The organism is Lawsonella clevelandensis (genome assembly GCF_003241315.1).
Taxonomy (GTDB): domain Bacteria; phylum Actinomycetota; class Actinomycetes; order Mycobacteriales; family Mycobacteriaceae; genus Lawsonella; species Lawsonella clevelandensis_A.
In genome coordinates this window covers 47997-66807 of sequence record NZ_QFOZ01000012.1, presented here as the reverse complement: position 1 = coordinate 66807, position 18811 = coordinate 47997, and the positions used below count along the sequence as shown (strand labels likewise).

At 56.4% G+C, this 18811-nt stretch carries 13 protein-coding genes, 1 tRNA gene and 1 pseudogene; 12 read left to right on the top strand and 3 right to left on the bottom strand.

Annotated elements, in window-relative coordinates:
• Nucleotides 1-346: 346 nt before the first annotated feature.
• On the bottom strand, nucleotides 347-928 hold the full coding sequence (locus DI579_RS06750; RefSeq protein WP_290599067.1) for a hypothetical protein: 582 nt from the start codon (nucleotides 926-928) through the stop codon (nucleotides 347-349).
• 513 nt (nucleotides 929-1441) lie between these two features.
• Between DI579_RS06750 and DI579_RS06745 the strand changes: the two genes are divergently transcribed.
• Both DI579_RS06745 and DI579_RS06740 read left to right on the top strand, forming a co-directional pair.
• Entirely contained in the window at nucleotides 1442-2386 is a 945-nt protein-coding gene (locus DI579_RS06745) for an ABC transporter ATP-binding protein (protein ID WP_290599069.1), read from the top strand.
• Nucleotides 2386-4281 (top strand): YhgE/Pip domain-containing protein, encoded by a 1896-nt coding sequence (locus DI579_RS06740; RefSeq protein ID WP_290599071.1) that lies wholly within the window; start codon nucleotides 2386-2388, stop codon nucleotides 4279-4281. Before DI579_RS06745 ends, DI579_RS06740 begins: the two co-directional genes overlap by 1 nt.
• 175 nt (nucleotides 4282-4456) lie before the next feature.
• Here DI579_RS06740 and DI579_RS06735 read toward each other — a convergent pair.
• Nucleotides 4457-4540: transfer RNA gene (locus DI579_RS06735), tRNA-Leu, on the bottom strand.
• A gap of 29 nt (nucleotides 4541-4569) precedes the next feature.
• Nucleotides 4570-5988 carry a hypothetical protein gene (locus tag DI579_RS06730; protein ID WP_290599072.1) on the bottom strand — a complete coding sequence of 473 codons (1419 nt, stop codon included), beginning with the start codon at nucleotides 5986-5988 and terminating at the stop codon, nucleotides 4570-4572.
• 177 nt (nucleotides 5989-6165) lie between these two features.
• Between DI579_RS06730 and DI579_RS06725 the strand changes: the two genes are divergently transcribed.
• The 10 genes and pseudogenes from DI579_RS06725 to DI579_RS07220 all read left to right on the top strand — a co-directional run bounded on the left by DI579_RS06725 (nucleotide 6166) and on the right by DI579_RS07220 (nucleotide 18793).
• Nucleotides 6166-7005, top strand: coding sequence for an FhaA domain-containing protein (locus tag DI579_RS06725; protein WP_303678978.1), 840 nt, complete (start codon nucleotides 6166-6168; stop codon nucleotides 7003-7005).
• 187 nt (nucleotides 7006-7192) lie between these two features.
• Complete coding sequence (locus tag DI579_RS06720) at nucleotides 7193-7687, top strand: FHA domain-containing protein (RefSeq protein ID WP_290599074.1); 495 nt, start codon at nucleotides 7193-7195, stop codon at nucleotides 7685-7687.
• Nucleotides 7684-9312, top strand: coding sequence for a PP2C family serine/threonine-protein phosphatase (locus tag DI579_RS06715; RefSeq protein WP_290599075.1), 1629 nt, complete (start codon nucleotides 7684-7686; stop codon nucleotides 9310-9312). The genes DI579_RS06720 and DI579_RS06715 overlap by 4 nt, the downstream gene beginning before the upstream one ends.
• Entirely contained in the window at nucleotides 9313-11016 is a 1704-nt protein-coding gene (locus tag DI579_RS06710) for an FtsW/RodA/SpoVE family cell cycle protein (protein ID WP_290599077.1), read from the top strand. It abuts the gene before it with no gap.
• Complete coding sequence (locus DI579_RS06705; protein ID WP_290599079.1) at nucleotides 11009-12637, top strand: penicillin-binding transpeptidase domain-containing protein; 1629 nt, start codon at nucleotides 11009-11011, stop codon at nucleotides 12635-12637. Before DI579_RS06710 ends, DI579_RS06705 begins: the two co-directional genes overlap by 8 nt.
• Nucleotides 12634-14193: a serine/threonine-protein kinase gene (locus tag DI579_RS06700; protein WP_303678977.1), complete on the top strand. Its 1560-nt coding sequence runs from the start codon at nucleotides 12634-12636 to the stop codon at nucleotides 14191-14193. The genes DI579_RS06705 and DI579_RS06700 overlap by 4 nt, the downstream gene beginning before the upstream one ends.
• Nucleotides 14194-14213: 20 nt before the next feature.
• The gene (locus tag DI579_RS06695; protein WP_303678976.1) at nucleotides 14214-15311 is read left to right on the top strand and encodes a protein kinase; all 1098 of its coding nucleotides are present in this window, start codon (nucleotides 14214-14216) and stop codon (nucleotides 15309-15311) included.
• The gene (locus DI579_RS06690) at nucleotides 15308-16219 is read left to right on the top strand and encodes a Stk1 family PASTA domain-containing Ser/Thr kinase (protein WP_303678975.1); all 912 of its coding nucleotides are present in this window, start codon (nucleotides 15308-15310) and stop codon (nucleotides 16217-16219) included. The genes DI579_RS06695 and DI579_RS06690 overlap by 4 nt, the downstream gene beginning before the upstream one ends.
• Before the next feature lie 15 nt (nucleotides 16220-16234).
• Nucleotides 16235-17290: pseudogene (gene pknB / locus DI579_RS06685) on the top strand (Stk1 family PASTA domain-containing Ser/Thr kinase); the annotation flags it as partial.
• 3 nt (nucleotides 17291-17293) lie between these two features.
• On the top strand, nucleotides 17294-18793 hold the full coding sequence (locus tag DI579_RS07220) for a PASTA domain-containing protein (RefSeq protein ID WP_306559167.1): 1500 nt from the start codon (nucleotides 17294-17296) through the stop codon (nucleotides 18791-18793).
• Nucleotides 18794-18811: the final 18 nt, after the last annotated feature.

Below are 18811 nucleotides of genomic sequence, written 5' to 3'. Positions count from 1 at the left end.
GTTACCAGTCTTTTTCCTGCAGATACAGGCTTCATCACACCACTAATCTTCTTCTCGATCTTCGTCACCAAAATAATGACCGCGCACAGTAAACCACACCCTCTGCTTCCGTGGGAGAGCTACTTTTGCGGGGACTGTATTGGTGGATTCACCACACTGGTGTTTTCCAGTAGAAATATGGGTGAGTACTGGCATTTCACTAAGGCACAATTGTGCATATACAAGTGGCATATAAATAGGGGAACCCCTAGCTAGAGCAGGGGTTCCCCTATTTATGTATTTAATGTTCAATGCACGTCAATAGCCGTAAGTGGAAGGTTGTACGGCCATGTACAGGCGGCCGTGTTTAGCTGGCGTCTTCGCTGGCGAGTTCAGCACCGGAGGCGGCGTCTGCCCAGACGGTTGTCATTTCCTTGTTGGTGTTCTTGTTGTTGTATTTCAGAGTCCACACAAGGGTGTCATCGCTGTTTTCTAGGGTGGCGGAGGCAATAACGCCGTCTTTGGGAGTGTTGTCGGAGATAATTTCGTCCAGGCCGGGGGTGTCCATGTCGGCGAGGAGTTTTGCTATTCCCTGCTGGTCTTTGGTGGGTTCTTGTGCGGCAACATTCTTGTTGAGGACGGTGCCGTCGTAGTCCACTTGTACGTCAACGACTTGTTTGGCGGCGGTAAGGAGGGTTACTACCCAGCCTTCTTTGCTGTTTGTGGTGGTGGCAAGGTTGAGGGCTTTACTGTTGGGGTATGCCTTGTATGCTGCGGAAATAGCTTTTTTGGCGGAGTTTAGGGTGGCTTTGGTAGAGGTGCTGGCGGATACGCTGGTGCCAGAGTTGTTAGCGGTGTCTTTGTCATTGTCGTCGTTACCGCAGCCGGCTGCGCCGAAGGCGAGGAGGGCGGCGAGGGGGAGAGCAGCGATTTTTGTTGTCTTGTTCAAGAAAACACTCCTTTAGGTTTCCAGGTTCGTGTTTGGAATCTGGCGGTGAGTATTCCCGCAGAATATCACCGAGGGTGACGCCTCTACCTTAGCAAAATTAGGTAATACTCACTTTACTAAGGTGATGGGAGGAAGAACGTATATTTTTACTACTTTTGTGAAAAAAGAAATTTTTATCACAAAGTAGCTGTGAACTGCGGTTTATAGCCTTAATTACCCCATTTGGTCACCCTGCCAACTACCCAGAAAGCAGATTATTTTCTAGGCTAGATATATGAAAACCCATTCTTAGAAAACTGTGATGGTCCACAAGCCTCACGCCTAAAAATGGGTACCACCACCAAATAGCCCCGCTATTTGCTAGGGGCTATCCACAACCTAGCTACAGTACGACTGTTGCGCTGCCCTCCCAGGGGGAAACACTTGCTGCGTACGAGAACGATCGGACCCCATCCGATAGACGCGCCTACAGCATCGCAACCGTACCGTTAATGCCGGTCTCCAGGAGTATGCATGCCTGAAAATCTGCAGATTGATAAGCCACTCATCGCACACGGAATTGGCGTCGTAGGCGAGGAGGGGCCAGTTTTTGGACCCCTCGACCTTGAACTCCCCGATAAGAAACTCGTCTTCCTTTCCGGGCGCGATGGCTCTGGCCGCACTGCCCTCGCTCTTGCTCTATCTGGACGTATGCGCCTCAGCACAGGAACTCTTGAGGTGTGTGGCCACAAGAAGCAGAAACATATCCGCGAATCCGTCGCCATCGCCGGGGTTGACGCCATCGACGAACTAGACCGTAACGTCAAAGTACGAGATATCCTCAACGAGCACCGCGCGTGGGGCCACCACTGGTATAGGTGGGTGGCGCGCGTAGACGAAAATTACCGCGACCGCATTCTTGGCCCCGTCTACGGGGAGCGTTCCTTCCCGGACCTAGACCTTTACGTTAGCCAAATCCCCAGTCTGGATCGTTTACTTATCCGTATTGCCCTCTCCCTGCACCCCGCCCATCGCAAGCAAGTCAAGATGCTAGTGTTGGACGATCTGGAGCAAGTACGGGAAATGACGGATCGTATTGTCCTCATTGATGTTCTCCACCGTCTCTCTCAAAACATGCTGGTTATCGTTAACTCGGTTAACCCACCACCAGAGGAAATCTACGACAATATGATGGTGATTCCGCTCTTCACTGAACGAAACCACTACGAGCCGCGCCGCACTGGACTGCGCGATACTCGTCTCGGTAAACTCAGCCGGAAATGGGTCATTTCGGAACAGTCACAATTACCCACCTCCACCAATAGCCAAGGTGCTACCTACACTGACGCCAGTAAAGTAGCATCCTCCTCCAGCCTGTCATCCAGCGCTGAGGCTATTACAGCAGCCGATATTGCCGGCGCAGCTGCCGCCGTTCTGCGGACGGAGTCAGCGAAAGAATCGGGGGAAAAGGACCAGTAATGTTTGCAGCAGTGAATTTAGGAACAGAGCTACGGCGGTTCCGACGCTCCCGTTTGGGCAAACTCGCCATTATTGCGATCTGCCTTATCCCCCTCCTCTACTCCACCCTCTACCTGTGGAGTTTCTGGGATCCGTTCGGCAAACTGGGCAGAGTACCCGTCGCCTTTGTCAATAATGACCAGGGCACTGTACTCTCCGGGAAGCCGTTTAACGCGGGCGAACAAATTGAAAACAAGATTCGCCACAATGACCAACTATCCTGGATCCCCACAGACGAGCACGACGCCACCACTGGTGTCCACAAGGGCAAGTACTATTTTGCGGTTATCCTCCCCAAGGATTTCACCGAGGATGTTGTATCCCCCACCGGCGATAAGCCCCGCAAAGCAACTGTCTACACCCACTACAACGACTCTAACGGCTGGCTCGCTAGCCTTATCGGCCAAAACGCCATGCGCGTTTTCCTAGAGACAGTCAGCTCCGAAATTGGCCAGCAGGCAATTGATAAAGTACTTGTAGCCATACAAGATGCCGGTAAAGGCATTACAAAAGCCACAGTGGGCGCTAAACAGCTCGCCGATGGTGCCGTGCAGGTAAACGACGGCACCGTCAAACTGCAGGAGGCCTCCGCTAAACTCGATGACGGCGCTGGGCGCCTATCCGCCGGCTCCGACAAACTAGCAGCTGGCACGCAACAAATGCATGACCAACTCTATGCCTTCATCGGCAAGTTGACGGGTATGACGTCGCAGGTTCACGACTACCACCGGAAAGCCCAGAAGATCTCCGAAGTACAGGGCACCACGTCGCAGGAACTACGGAAAACCGTGGCCATTCTGCGGAGAAGCCACGACCCTGCCGTCTTGGCGGAAGCCGATAGAATCGACAAACTAGCAACCCGTCTAGATACTGAGGGTGCTGGCCCCCACTCAAAGCTTATGAAGCAGCTGAACGAGATTGACGCGGCCGCCACCGACCTTGACCATGGGAAGATGCCCGCCAAGCTCACGAAGCTCACGGACGGCGTTAACCAGCTTAATAATGGTGCCCATGAACTCTCCACGGGTCTCCACACCCTCCACAATGGCACTGGCCAGCTTGTCACTGGTGTTAACCAGCTACATGACGGATCCACCCGCCTGTCCAATGGTGCTAACGAACTGCACACGAAACTAGCGGAAGGCTCCAAAGCTATCCCCACCTGGACGGAAGACCACCGCAAATCCATTGCGAAAACCCTGGCGGAACCAGTACAGCTCTCCGACCAGCGTGACTCCCGCGAGCGCACATTCGGTGGTGGCCTGGCCCCCTTCTTCTTCTGCCTGGCCCTCTACATTGGCGGCATTATCGCATTCCTGCTGCTACGCCCAATACATGCACGGGCAGTAGCCAGCGGAATTAACCCGGTGCGGGCTGCCCTCAACGGCTTTACCCCCGCCGCCATCATCGCCCTCATTCAGGCACTAGTTATTGTGCTGGTGACGAATGCTTCTGTCCCGCTGGAGCCCTACACCATGGTTGGTCTGGTGTTCTTCACCATGCTGGTGGGCTTGGTGTTCATGGCAATGAACCAAATGTTGGTGGCACTCCTTGGGCCTGGGCCTGGACGTGTCGCAACAATGGCATTGTTGATGATTCAGATTCTGGCCTCGGGTGGCCTCTATCCTGTGGAAACAGAACCTTCCATGTGGGAATGGTTGCACCCGATCTTACCCATGAGTTACGCCGTCAACGGGTTCCGGCAAACCCTTTACGGCGACTTCGATGGACGCATGATAGAAGCAGTTGTCATGCTCTTCGTCTTCCTCGCCCTCAACATCTGTTTGACGGCATTGGGAGCACGCCGCGACAGGAACTGGAATATGGAGAAGCTGCACCCCTCCATCAACATCTAACTGCACAGGGTGCCAGCAAGGGTGCCAAGTTTAGGGGTGCCAGGTCTAGGGGCCTGGCACCCCTTCAAACTACTTGGGTGTGCTGCTTAAGCGCGCTGTTCGAGTGTGCTGTTTAAGCATGAGAATAAGACATGAAAAAGCCGGAGGCCATGATGGCCTCCGGCTTAGTTTTTTGTGGGCGAAGGGGGACTTGAACCCCCACGACCTTGCGGTCACTGGCACCTGAAGCCAGCGCGTCTGCCTATTCCGCCACTCGCCCGGAGTAACTTTTTGAGGTTAACACACGGCCTAACGGAATGAAAAATCTTCACGAATGATGGGATATACCCCCAACTCATCCAGATTCTGGCTGTAGTCACGCATCATCTCCGCCGGTCCACACAGCACTGCAGAAACGCCGTCCAGGTTGGCAGGATCCAACCCGGGGGTTTCCTCAATAATTTCGGCGGCGGTTTGGCGATCTACTTGGGTAGTATCCCGAATATGTACCTCTAGCCAGGAGAAACGGCTCTCCCAATAGTAGAGTTCCTCCGCATAGGCGGGCTCACCGTGGTGGAAGAACCACAGGTCAACTTTATGAATACCCAGTTGCTCCATAACTTCCTGTGACGCCACTTTACGGATTTTTGAGGAACGAACCCCAGAGCGGTGAATTTTCTCGTCGATCAGTGCATCAATAGCGCGTAGCCAGGAGATAAAGGGGGTAATGCCAATGCCGGCAGCAATCCACACCTGGCGTGGGGTGGCGCGGCGGAGGTCAAGGTCGCCGTAAGGCCCGCGTACATGCACCTTCATACCAACACCCACGGTTTCGCGGAGGACGCGGGTATCAATGCCGGATACTTTTACCGCTATCTGCAAAATGTCCCGTCCCGGGGCCGATATTTCCATAAAGGGGTGTGGGCCATTCACCACGCCCGGCGCGGAGAGACACACATATTGTCCGGGGAGGCCTTTACGAACGGGCTTGTCGTCGGTGGGTTCGAGGGTAATTTCGACGGTTTTGGAGGCGAGGGAGCGGACGCCGGTAATGACCATGCGGCGGCCTTTGAAAACGAAGCGTTGCAGGAAGGAGGAATATATCCAGGAAACGACGCCGAAGACGGTAAGGAGGCTGAAGATGGGGGCCATGACGGCGTCGTCGCATAGTGGTGTGCAGGCTGTGTAGGCGTAGGCGAAGAGGATGGTTACCCACACGCCAAGGAGGTCTTGGAAAACGCGCCAGACGTCGTAGGGGGGGTCAACGATCCAGGAGAGGGGGAAGGGGAGTTTGCGGAGGGTGGGCCAGGCGGTGGCGAGCTGTATGCAGAGGGTGATGAAGACGGTGATGCCGATGAAGACCAGGCTCACAATGGCCACAATGTTCATTGCTTGTGGGCCGTTGATGTCCTTGCCGGAAAGGCAGGGGCTGATGACGGCGACAATGAATCCGGCGAGGGCCATCCATTTTTGGATGGTGTGACGGTGTCGTACGCCGCCCCAGCGTTTGTCGATGCCGGCGGAGTCAATGTTCAGGTAGAAGCCGAGGGAGAAGAGGTAGAGGGCGGTGATGCCCAGGAATCCGCCTATGGAGGTGGCGGAGGAGTCCCAGCTGGTGCGGGCGAACCAGAGTACTCCCATAATGATCCATATGGCTGCCGCGCATACAGCGCCGATAAGGGTGGATCGTATTGGGGTAGACAGTACCCGAGACTCAGGTGTGGTCATTGTGGGGAACTCCTCGTAACCATTGGCGTAACTGTGAAGTAGCCGGCAGAGTAACCGGCAGAGTAGCTGTCAAGGTAGCTGTCACTGTAACCGTTACGAAGCAGTTTCTTATGCGCGTGTGTTGGTGTGTAAGAACGTGAAAACAGGAAAGGGCGGGACGAACACTCCATGGGCTTTATGCAGCGCTTCGAGCGTTCACTGGAAAACTCCACCTCGGATGCTTTCGCGCGTGTTTTCGGCGGTGCTCTTACCCCTCTTGAGGTGGAGCATGCTCTCCGTCGCGAGTCTGGCGATAAGTTGCAGGAACTCCCCGACGGGCAGTTACTCTCCCCCAATCATTTCATTGTTACTCTTTCCCCTGGTGACGCCCAGCGTTTCGCGAATGATGAGGCTACCTCCCCGCGTGTGGTCAGCCGTCACCTCGACTCCTACCTTTATGACCAGGACTGGGGTGTGGTTGGTGACGTCGTTGTGGAGTTCACGGAGTCTGATGATCTGCGCGATGGCCAGTACCGGCTGATGAGTGAATGCAACGATAAGGTGGATGCGCGCCAGTTACCACGTTTTATTAGTACGCGTTCTACTGGTCCAGCCAGCAATATCTCCCCTAACGCCACCGCATTTGGCAACAATGGCGGCAATAATCATGGTGATACTGGCAACACTAACGGTGCTGGTAGCGATGGTATCCGTGGAGGCGGCAGCGGCGCACAGAATAATGCGGGGATCTCCCATACCGCCATGCTCGTTGATAAAGAATCAGGGAATACGCTGTGTGTTCTTAGCCCTGGTGCAACGCTGGTAGGCCGCGGGGATGACGTTGTTTTTCGTATCCCCGATACTGGTGTGTCGCGCCACCATGCGCGTATTGACTGGGATGGTGTAACCGCTACCATCACGGATCTCAACTCTACTAACGGCACGGCTGTGAATGGGATCCGTATTTCCCAGTGGCAACTGTCTAATAATGATGAGATCATTATGGGCCATACCCATTTCCTTATTAGGATTCAGTAATCCCCTTAACACTCGTTGCTGCTGCAGTGGTGTCGCCGTCTGGAAGTTACTGTTATCGAGGATCGCGCTTGAAGAGGCGTACTTCACGTGAATAGTCGCTCCTGCTAGTGGCCGTCGTTGTGGTGGAAACCGTAGAATGTAGGGAAGTATCGGTTTTGTCCCTGTGTAAATCCAGGAAGGAGTAAACATGCAGCCACTCGTCCTCCAAATTGGGCGCTTTGGATTTCTCCTTCTCCTGTGGTTTTTCATTTGGCTCATTCTGCACACTCTGAAAAATGACACATTAGCCGCCTCATTCGACTTGGCCACGTCCGCCCGGAAATCGAAGAAAAAGAAGAAACACTCGTTCAAGAACGCATTTAAGCATTCCGGAAAAGGCGGGAACTCAAAGGTAGCCAGGTATCTCATTGTGACGCAGGGGCCGCTCGCTGGCGCCCGCATTACTCTGGGGAATCAGCCTATTCTGCTGGGTCGCGCAGATGACTCCACTCTGGTCCTCAACGACGACTACGCCTCCGGCCACCACGCCCGCTTCGTCCCCAACGGAGACGACTGGTACCTGGAGGATTTGGGCTCCACGAACGGAACCTTCCTTGACCATGACCGCGTAACCACGTCCGTAAAAGTCCCACTTGGTACCCCTATCCGGGTGGGCAAGACTGTAATCGAGCTACGCCCGTGACGCTAATTCTCAACTATGCCGCCCGCTCCGACATGGGGCTTGTGCGAGGAAACAATGAAGACTCGGTGTATGCCGGGCCTCGCCTTTTGGCGCTCGCAGACGGTATGGGTGGGCATGCTGCGGGGGAAGTAGCGTCACAGCTTGTTATCTCCGCAATCTCCCCGCTGGATAATGACCAGCCGGGGGACGACATTCTGGAGGATATGCGCCGCCATATTGAAAGCGGCAATGACCTTATCCGGGAAGCTATTTGCGATAATCCCGATCTTGACGGCATGGGTACCACCTTGGTGGCTATGCTCTTCGACGGCGCCAAAATGGGAATGGCGTCCGTGGGGGACTCGCGCGCCTACCTGCTGCGCGATGGTGAACTGCACCAGATTACCCGCGACGATTCTTTTGTCCAGGATCTTGTTGACGAGGGGCGCATCACCCCCGAGGAAGCCTCCGTCCACCCCAAGCGAAGCCTTATTACGAATGCTCTGATGGGTGACGAATGCCGGCCACACCTCACTATCCGGGAAGTGGCAGTAGGAGATCGCTACCTTATTTGTTCTGACGGTCTTTCCGACCCCGTCAGCTTCGACACTATTGCCTCCACCCTGGCACAGGGCACTCCGCAGGAATGCGCAGACCATCTTATTGATTTGGCGCTCCGCTCCGGCGGCCCCGATAACGTCACCCTTATTGTGGCGGACATTACCGACGAAGATTACGGCCCCACCAACCCCGTCCTGGGGGGAGCCGCCGCGCAGGGGATAGAAATCCCCGCTGACGGTATCCGCACTGACTCTGCCGCCGTTCGCGCTGCCGCTGTCCGTGATGCTGCCGCACAGAATGCAGGTGCGTCAGGCGCGTCAGGCGCGCAGGCAGACTCACACAATGCGCAGAGCACAGCTGCATACGGTGCCTCGGGCACTGTTTCTCATGGCGCTGCTACTAGTGGTGCTGCGGGTACTAGTGGTGCTGCCGGTGCTGTTCCTCATACCGATGGGGATACGACACACCGCGCTAAACCCGTCCGCATTGACGGGGACAGTATGAGCACAGACAGCATTGGCAAAAACGGTATTGGCGGAAACAGTGACGCCAACGCGGTAGAAAGCGACAATGCCAAAGGCGCATCCAAGAAGAGCAAGAAGAATAAGCGCAAGGGGAAAAAAAGTAAGAAGGGGAAGAAACTCGCCATCATTATTGTCAGTATGGTCGTTGTCTGCCTTGCCATTGTGGCTGGGGTAGTGGGCTACGCCTACAACAACACCTACTATGTGGGCGTCAATGACAAGAATGAACTCTTCATCTACAAGGGCTTCAAGGATTCCTGGTTCACACCACTCAATGGCCGCCCCGACTCCGTTGTCTGCGAGTCCGCCATCTACGACACAGACGCCGTACCAGCTGACTGCCAGCACCTTACCCTAGACTCCTTCACCCAGGCACTCCGCACCGAGCTTGTCTCCGACAAGATCTTCCACTCGCAGGAGGACGCCCGGAACTACCTTACGCGCGCTATTGCCTCTGGGCTTCTCCCCGTCTGCCCACCCAAATCCCCCATCATTTATGACGCCACCGGACAACCTGTGCCACCACAAGACCATCCGGTGCCCTGCCGAAAGGCGAAATAAATGACACACTCACCTAACCAGCCTCATTCCAAGAGCGCATCCGATAACGAGAAGCAGCGCACACGTACCGCACACGGCTGGAAGCACAAGTGGACAACGGAGAAGCGCGACACGAAGAAGCGCACCAGTAAGCACAACAGCAAGCTCAGCGAGGCCAGCGCGTCCGTCACCGCGGATTCTCCAGCAGTTATCAACGCGCCCGGATCCGGACTGCAGAATGCGACCCCCGTCAGCCCAGAAGAAGCCGTCACCATTCTGAAAAAGACGGGCCGGAAACGCCGCAATATGGAACTTATCCTTATGCTGGTGTCCGCCGCGCTGGTCATTCTGGCCATGTGCATGGTTCAGTACACGGTAGACAATCACCTCTCCTGGGGCATTCTCACCAACGGACTCTCATTCGTCGCTATCTGCGTTATTCTCAACGTGGCCATGCGCTACCTGGCACCCCAGGCAGACCCCTTCCTGCTACCGCTTGTTACCATGCTGAACGGTATTGGGCTTGTCCTTATTAACCGCCTGGATCTATCCACCTCCGCGAAATCCGGTGGCGTATCTGAAGGAACACGCCAGATTATCTGGACATTTGTTGCGGTCATTATTTTCGTTCTCACCCTCTGGGGAATACGCGACCACCGTGTCCTCAGCCGCTACAGTTACACGCTGGGGCTGGTCGGCCTTATCCTGCTCGCCATTCCCGCCGTGTTGCCCTCCAGCATGTCCGAGGTCAACGGCTCAAAGATCTGGATCCGCACCCCCATCATCTCCATCCAGCCGGGCGAATTCTCCAAGATTGTCCTCATTATCTCTATTGCCGCCATTCTGGTATCCAAGCGGGAACTCTTCGCCACCACCGGCCGGCAAATCCTGGGTATTGAACTGCCCCGCGCCCGCGACCTTGCCCCCATTCTGGTGGTGTGGGTGGTCGCCGTCCTTATCCTGGTCGTGGAAAAAGACCTGGGCACCTCGCTGCTGATCTTCGCCACCGTCCTCACCATGATCTACATCGCCACCAACCGCGTCAGTTGGCTCCTTATTGGCGTTGTTGGATTCGCGGCGGCAGCCCTCATTGCCTACTTCTCGTTCAGCCACGTGCAGGTACGTTTCGCCACCTGGCTGGACCCCATTAAATACTTCGACACTAACGGCTACCAGCTCTCCCAGGCACTCTTCGGCCTGGCCACCGGCGGAATTGCCGGCTCCGGCCTGGGCAATGGCCGCCCTGACCTAGTGCCCTACGCCTCCACCGACTTCATCATTTCCATAGTGGGTGAGGAACTCGGCTTCATTGGCCTGGCAGCAGTACTAGTGTGCTACGCGCTTATTGTGCAACGCTGCTTCCGCACCAGCCTGCTTGTGCGGGACTCCTTCGGGAAACTGATGGTCTCCGGCCTTGCTTTCACCATGGCCTTCCAGGTGTTTGTGGTTGCTGGTGGCGTTACCCGCGTTATCCCCCTCACCGGCCTCACCACCCCATTCCTCTCCTATGGTGGCTCCTCGCTGCTGGCAAACTATCTGCTGGTAGCGCTGGTGTTGCGTGTGTCAGACTCGGCTACCCGGCCACTGTCCCTGCCCACCGGCACAAAACTCCCACCCCATGGGATAAAAAGGCCAAGCCGCGCCAACCGCGTAAAAGTGACGCCACAGCAAGCACACGAAAACGACTCACACCACGACTCACAACAAGGGGGAAACCGTGAATAAAACCATTCGGCGCGTTGTCACGTTCACTGGCATTCTCCTTGTCGTCCTCCTCCTCAACCTCACCTGGGTGCAGGCTATCCATGGCCCCGACCTCCGAGACCACCCCCGTAACTTCGCCCGCACACAACTCAACCAATTCGGACACCAGCGTGGACAAATTACCGCCGGTGGAGTTGTCCTAGCCTCCAGCCGCCTAGACCCAAAAACCAACAAGTACCACCGCGTCTACAACAAGAATGCGGAAATGTGGGCGCCCGTCACCGGATACTTCAGCCTCTATTCCCGCTCCGGCATGGAATACTTCCAAGACTCCATTCTCTCCGGTAAAGACGACAAACTTTTCAATAACCGCATTGTGGACCTCTTCACCGGCCGCGATCCCCAGGGCGGTAACGTTGCCCTCACCATTAAACCCGCCATGCAGCAGGCCGCCTGGGACGCCCTCCAAACCGGTGTGGGAGCCGGCCCCGTCATTGGTGGCGTTGTCGCTATCCGCCCCTCCACCGGCGCTATTCTCGCCCTCGCCTCCAGCCCCAGCTACGACCCCACCCCCCTGTCCAGCTTCGACAGCACCGCCGTCAACAACTACGACGAGCAACTCCGCGGCATGCAGCCCTCCCCCCTCACCAACCGCGCCACCGCCGAACCACTTCCCCCCGGCTCCACCTTCAAAGTGGTCACCACGGCGGCACTGCTCCGCAAAGGCGTTAACGCCAGCACACCCGTCAACAACGCACCCCGCACCACCCTGCCGGACACCGTCACCACCCTCGAAAACTATGGTGGTGAATACTGCGGCGGCAGCACGTTCGCCATGGCCTTCGCCTACTCCTGCAATGTTCCCTTCGCGGAACTATCCCGCCGACTGAGCATTAAGGAATTCCAGCAGGCAGCCAAAGCCTTCGGCATTGGTGACGACTACGACCTGGGCGTCTCCGAAATGTCGAGCACCATTGGCGACATTTCCGACTCCGCCGCCCTTGCCCAGTCCGCCATCGGGCAGCGCAACGTGGCCCTCACCCCACTCCAGAACGCCATCATTGCCGCCACCATCGCCAATAAGGGTGTTCGCATGAAGCCCTACCTGGTACAGGCACAAACCTCCCAGGACCTCTCCACCCTCTACGAGGCCAAGCCGAAAGAACTGAACCGCGCACTGTCCATCAACGAAGCTAAACAACTTACTGATCTTATGATTACTGCCGAACAGTACGCAGGTGGCGGCAATAAACTCTCCGTTACCGTCGCCTCCAAGACTGGTACCGCCGAGCACGGCTCCAACTCTAAAAACTCCATCCCCTACACCTGGTACATTGCCTTTATCCCCGGCCGTGACGTTGCCGTAGCCGTCATGGTAGAAGGCGGACCTGGCGTAGGTTTAGGATCTGTGGGCGCCACCGTCGCCGGCCCTATTGGCCGCGCCGTCTTGAAAGCCTCCATTGGGGAATCCACCCCGCAGGTTTCCACCCCCACCTACCAGACATACCCCACCTACCAAACAACACCCACCTACCAATCCCCCACCTATTCCGCACCCGCGGTTACCCCGGAGAACACTCCAGAGAACACGGGTGGTACCAGCACTCAGAGCCCTAACGATGAGAGAGGTGACGGCGAGTGATCATCAGACCTAAAACTATTATCTCCGGCCGCTATAGAATTGAATCCCTCATCGCAACCGGCGGTATGGGCCAAGTATGGATGGCCAACGACACCGTTCTTGACCGGCGCGTCGCCATCAAGATCCTAAAGGCTGAATTCTCCGCGGACAGTAACTTCCTCACCCGTTTCCGGGAGGAGGCCCGCACCACAGCCCGCCTGAACCACCCCAACATTGTCTCCGTCTACGACTATGGGGAATTCCGCGACGTAGACGGTGGATACCCCATTGCCTACCTGGTGATGGAACTAATCCATGCGGAGTCCCTCAGCCATGCTTTGGGGCGCCTGGGTACTCTTACCGTTGCCCAAACCCTCGATATGCTGTCGCAGACGGCGCAGGGGCTTGGCGCCGCCCACGAAGAGGGCATTATTCACCGCGATGTGAAGCCCGGCAATATTCTTATCACGCCCCGTGGACGGGTAAAGATTAGCGATTTCGGAATTGCGAAAGCCGTTGACTCCGTTCCCATTACCCGCACCGGCACGGTTATGGGAACCGCCCAATACATTAGCCCCGAGCAGGCTGTCGGCAAGGAAGCCACCAGCGCTTCCGACATTTACAGCCTGGGCATTGTGGGCTACGAGGCACTATGCGGACACCGTCCTTTCGGGGGTGAAGGATCCGTTTCTGCCGCAATGGCGCATGTTACTGCTAAACCGGATCCGCTGCCGTCCACTATTCCTGCGAATGTGCGTAACCTTATTGGTTTTGCCCTGTGTAAGGATCCTTCTACCCGCTACCGGAATGGTACGGAGTTTGCCCGCGCTATTTCCCAAGTACAGGCTGGTAATCCGGCTCCTTTACCGGAGTCGGCTGCGTCCGCTGCGGAAACTGCCGTGATGGGTGGTCCGTTCGGCGGCATGGGTGGCGCTGGCGGCAGGGGTAGTGTTCCTCCGGCAAATGCTACCCAGATTTTGACGTCCGCCGTGGGGACATCAGGAGCAGTACCTGGTGAGAATAACTACCAGGCTGTATCCAATACCCCCATGCCGCCGCAGCAACCGCGGCCCGTCTACACTGAGCCTGTCGCAGAGCCGGCAGAGCCAGCAAAGTCGCATTCTTCTGACGAGTCGGAGGAGTCCTCCCACAAGGACACGGCACCGCGGGGTCTAACTGCGGCCCAGGTAGTACTTATTGTGTTGGGTGTCCTGCTGGTTATTGCCCTTATTACGTATGCGGCGTACACGCTGACGGGGAAGTCAGATCTGCCGACCCAGTCGTCGGAGCGCCCCACCGTCACCCTCACACATACTCTTACGGATTCTTCTGATACGTCCAGTGAAACCTCCGAGTCGAAGAAGTCGGAGGAGAGTCCCACGGTGGACAGTACTGAGGACGATGAGGGGGACTCTGGTAACTCCACGGATGAATCGTCGCGGAATACGACGCGGACGAAGACGCGGGAGCCCGATAATGGAGGTAAATCGGATAGTAATGTAGCCCCGTTAACACGCACGAATGATTCTGGAGATCTGGAAATACGGTCTCCACGTGGACGACAGTTAGAACGCTAGAACGCTAGGACAGACACGTGATGAGTGGACGACTCAATGGACGCTATGAGCTGGGTGAAGTACTCGGCTATGGCGGCATGAGCGAAGTACGTGCTGCTCGTGACACATTGTTGAATCGTGATGTTGCGATCAAGATCTTGCGGAAAGACTTAGCACGTAATCACAACTTCCTGGAGCGCTTCCGCCGTGAAGCCCGCAACAGCGCCCGCCTCAACCACCCCAACATTGTGGCTATCTACGACACCGGCGAATCCGCCACCGATGACGGCATTCTGGCCTACATTGTGATGGAGCGCCTGAATGGGCGTACCCTCCGCAACCTGGTGGGAACCGAGGGGCCCCTGCCTATTAAGAATGCTTTGAAGATTAGTGCGCAGGTGGCTAATGCGTTGGACTACAGCCACCAGATGGGTATTGTGCACCGGGATATTAAACCGGCGAACATTATGATTACCCTTACCGGTGTCCCGAAGGTCATGGACTTCGGTATTTCCCGTGCTGCAGACGATATGAAGTCCCTCACCCAGGCGTCTACGGTTTTTGGTACTGCCCAGTACATCAGCCCCGAGCACGCCATGGGGAAAACTATTGACTACCGTGCCGATATTTATTCTTTGGGCTGCGTCCTCTACGAGTGCCTTACTGGGCAGCCACCTTTCCAGGCGGAGACGGCGGTGGCGGTTGCCTGCAAGCATGTGCAGGATACCCCCAAGCCACCCAGTATCGTGCGGCCGGAGATTAGCCCCGCCCTGGATGCGGTAGTGCTGAAGGCTTTGGAGAAGCAGCCGGAGAATCGTTTTGATAATGCCGGCGATTTCCAGGAGGCTTTAGAGGATATTCTGGGTGAGCATGTTGCGCCCCGTGTGCACTTGCCGGATTACCAAAAAATGCTGACGGCACTGCTGGCGGTGCTGCTAATGCCGCGGGTGCTACCGGCGCGAGCAGTGCTACGCGTATTCCGGCGAGTGTTGCCGGTGGCTATGCTGCTGGGGGTATTGATAACGCCGAGGACGCTGAGAACGTTGAGGACGCCGAGGATACTGAGGAGCGGGGACGTGGTGCTGCCATCAAGGACTGGTGGGAGAGTCTGGGGGAGAAGAAGCGCCGCACAGTATTGATCTCTCTTGCGTCGGTTATTGTTGTTATTCTTGCCGGCACTGGTATCTACTATGGTGTCCACGATAATAATTCCGACACTGTGGTGACGGCCGGTGCGAAGCTGCAGAATTATCATGACCAGGATGCTCACTCCGTTTATGATTCCCTCACTAGTGATGGCTATACCGTCACGGTGGTGGTCAGTGATGTGCCCACGCAAATGCATGGCACTATTGTTCGCACGAAGCCGGAGGCGGGAACGGAGCTGAAGAAGGATGAGCGCATCACCCTTTATGTGGCTACCGGCAATTCCCCCATTGAAGTACCGGATGTTTCCGGAATGAGTGTCAGCAAGGCGCGTACTATGCTGCGTCTTACCGGTATTCGGGTGGATGCGGACACTGTGCAGAAGCCTTCGCCGCACGATAAGAAGGGCAAGGTTATTGGCACGAGTGTGCCGGCTGGTGACACTATTACACCTGGGAGAAATATTCAGCTTTATGTGGGTAGTGGCCGCGTGCCGGTGCAACTGCCTGCGGTTGTGGGCGAGGATGTCACGACAGCTAAGAATAAGCTCACCGCTTTAGGGTTGAAGGTGCAGGTCCAGACGATGAAATCCGCTAAGCCGCGCGGCACGGTAATATCTGTGCAGAATGCGGGGGAGGATCTTTCCGAGGGCGATGCGGTAACCCTTGTGGTGTCTGATGGTTCCCTCATCACGATGCCGAATCTGGTGGGTGACACTAGCGCGTCCGCCGTGGAGAAACTGCGTGCAGCGGGGTGGAGTGGCCAACTTAACCGCTCTCACACAAACACGCTGGATATTAGGCGTATTGGTCGGGTAGCGAAGCAGTACCCGGTTGCGGGGGCTGAAGTGGATAAGGATTCCGCTGTCAGCATTACCGTCTACGAATTGAATCTGCCGTAAGGAGGACACCCAAAAATGGAAGGAATGCTGTCCAACCGCTACGAGCTGGGGGACATTCTTGGATATGGCGGGATGAGTGAAGTGCGCATGGCCGTGGATACGGTTCTGCAGCGCGAGGTCGCTATTAAAATCCTGCGCCCAGACCTAGCCCGGGACCCGTCCTTCCTGGAGCGTTTCCGCATGGAGGCACAAAACAGTGCCAAGCTGAACCACCCCAACATTGTGGCCATCTATGATACGGCTGAGGCAAAAACAGATGAGGGTGTGCGCCCCTACATTGTGATGGAGCTTATCCGCGGCCAAACCTTGCGGGACATGGTGCATGAGGACGGTGCCCTATATCCGCAGCGTGCTATGCATATTGTGGCTGACCTGTGCAATGCGCTGGAGTATAGCCACCAGATGGGTGTTATTCACCGTGATGTGAAACCCGGCAACATTATGATTACCAACACCGGCAAGGTGAAGGTAATGGATTTTGGTATTGCCCGGGTGATGGATGCCCCCAGCACCATGACAACAACCTCCCAGGTTATTGGCACTGCCTCCTATCTTTCCCCGGAGCAGGCACGCGGCCAGAATGTGGACGTGCGCTCCGATATTTACGCCGCTGGCTGTGTCCTCTACGAGGCGATCACGGGGCAGCCTCCCTTCGAGGGTGATTCTGCGCTTTCCGTGGCCTACCAGCATGTGCAGGAAGACCCTATTCCGCCGAGCCACCTGAATGAGCTTGTCTCTATTGGCCTCGATGCGGTGGTGTTGAAGGCACTGGCGAAAGACCCTGCGGATCGCTACCAGTCTGCCGCCGATATGGAGGCGGACCTGGTGACGGTGCTGCATGGGCAGCGCCCCATGGCTATGAAGAGTGACGCTACTCTTGTGCAGCCAGTACTCACCGATGACGATATTGCCCGCATGGATGCGGAGCGTAAAGGCAAGAAAGCCAGCGCAGACGCAACGGATAAGAATTCCGATACTGCCGCCGACAATTCTGGTGCCAGCGACAATACCGATGACGATGCCGCTAACGGTACTGCTGATGCCGCTGGTGCTGCCGCCGCGAGTATTGGTGAGATGATGGCGGCGGCAGCGGCAGCTGGGCAGGCTAATTCCCGGCAGGCCAGTGAGGACGCGAAGAGCCTTACCGCCGACCAGCGCGCCCCCATTAACGAAAAAGGTGTCCGCTTCGGCACCATGCGGGACGCTGAGGACCTCCCCGGTCTGCAGAACACTGCTAGCGATAACACTGGTGACGGTACTGGGTCCACTGCTGGTGCTGGCACTGATACCAGCGTTGGTGACGGTAGCGGAGCGTTGGCAGGTGTGGCTACTGAGGCCCTCACCACTGCTGACGGTGATTCCGCTGCTGACGGTGATTCTGCTACTAATGAGAATGACGGCACTACTACAGACAGTACTGCCACTGACAATACTGCTACAGACAATGCTGCAGCAGATGGCACACCCGCTGATGGCACCTCCACAGATGGTACTGCTGCTGATGGAAAGGGAAAGCCGGCGAAAAAGTGGTGGAAGAAGAAGTCCGACACCACAAAAGGCAAGGCAAAAGACTCCTCAAAAGACACTGCAAAGGCTGACGCTGAGAAGAATCTCTCCCCCAAGGAGGCAAAGCGTAAGCGTGTAGGTTCCCACTTCAAGAAAATCGGCATTGCCCTGCTCATTATTCTTGGCCTCACGATGACCGGCATTGTCATTACGGAGGCCGTCACGGGCGTCAGTCTCTTCTCGAACCAACTGGCGGTCCCCGACGTCACCAACATGAAAGCCAATGCGGCTGCTGACCGCCTACGCCAGCAAGGTCTCCGCGTAGAGCTGAAAACTGAATCCTCGAACACTGTGCCGCGCGGTATGGCGATCCGTACGGATCCCGCCGCCAGTACCATGGTGGCCCGCGGTGGGCGCGTCACCCTTATTATTTCTTCTGGCAAGGGTAAGAACCCCATTGTGGTGCCGGACGTGCGCGGCCTAAGTGAGGACGAAGCCCGCGAAAAGCTCACTATGGCCGGGTTGAAGGTTGCCTCTGACGTCCGCCGCGTCCCCTCCGAATCCTCCATGGAAGATAAAGTTGTGGGCTTGTCGGTGCCGGCAGGCTCCCCCATCTCCCCCTCGCAGGAGATCACTCTACTCATTGGTACTGGTGAAACAACTGCCACCTACATTCCTTCTGTTAATGGAATGTCGGAGGATAAGGCCCGCAGCACGCTGGAGGAGGCCGGCTTTACGGTGGAGGAAAAGTACGTCCACTCTAAGGAGGCGCGTGGCACTGTTATAGGCACGAACCCCTCTGGTAAGGCCAAGGAGGGTGATACGGTCACGCTGCTTATCTCGGATGGCAGCAAGATCACGATGCCGGACGTGCGCGGCCTAAGCCAAGATGAGGCGGTTAACCGCCTGCATGCGGCCGGGTGGGATGGCACCATCACCGTGAAAAAGGTTGGGACTAAGAGTATTTCCAAGGCGGGGCAGGTGAAGGATCAGAATCCCAGCCCGGGATCCGACATGGACTCCGACCAGGATATTACGCTGCAAGTCTACGACTTGAAGATCCTCTAGCAGTCGGCAGCCTCAGTG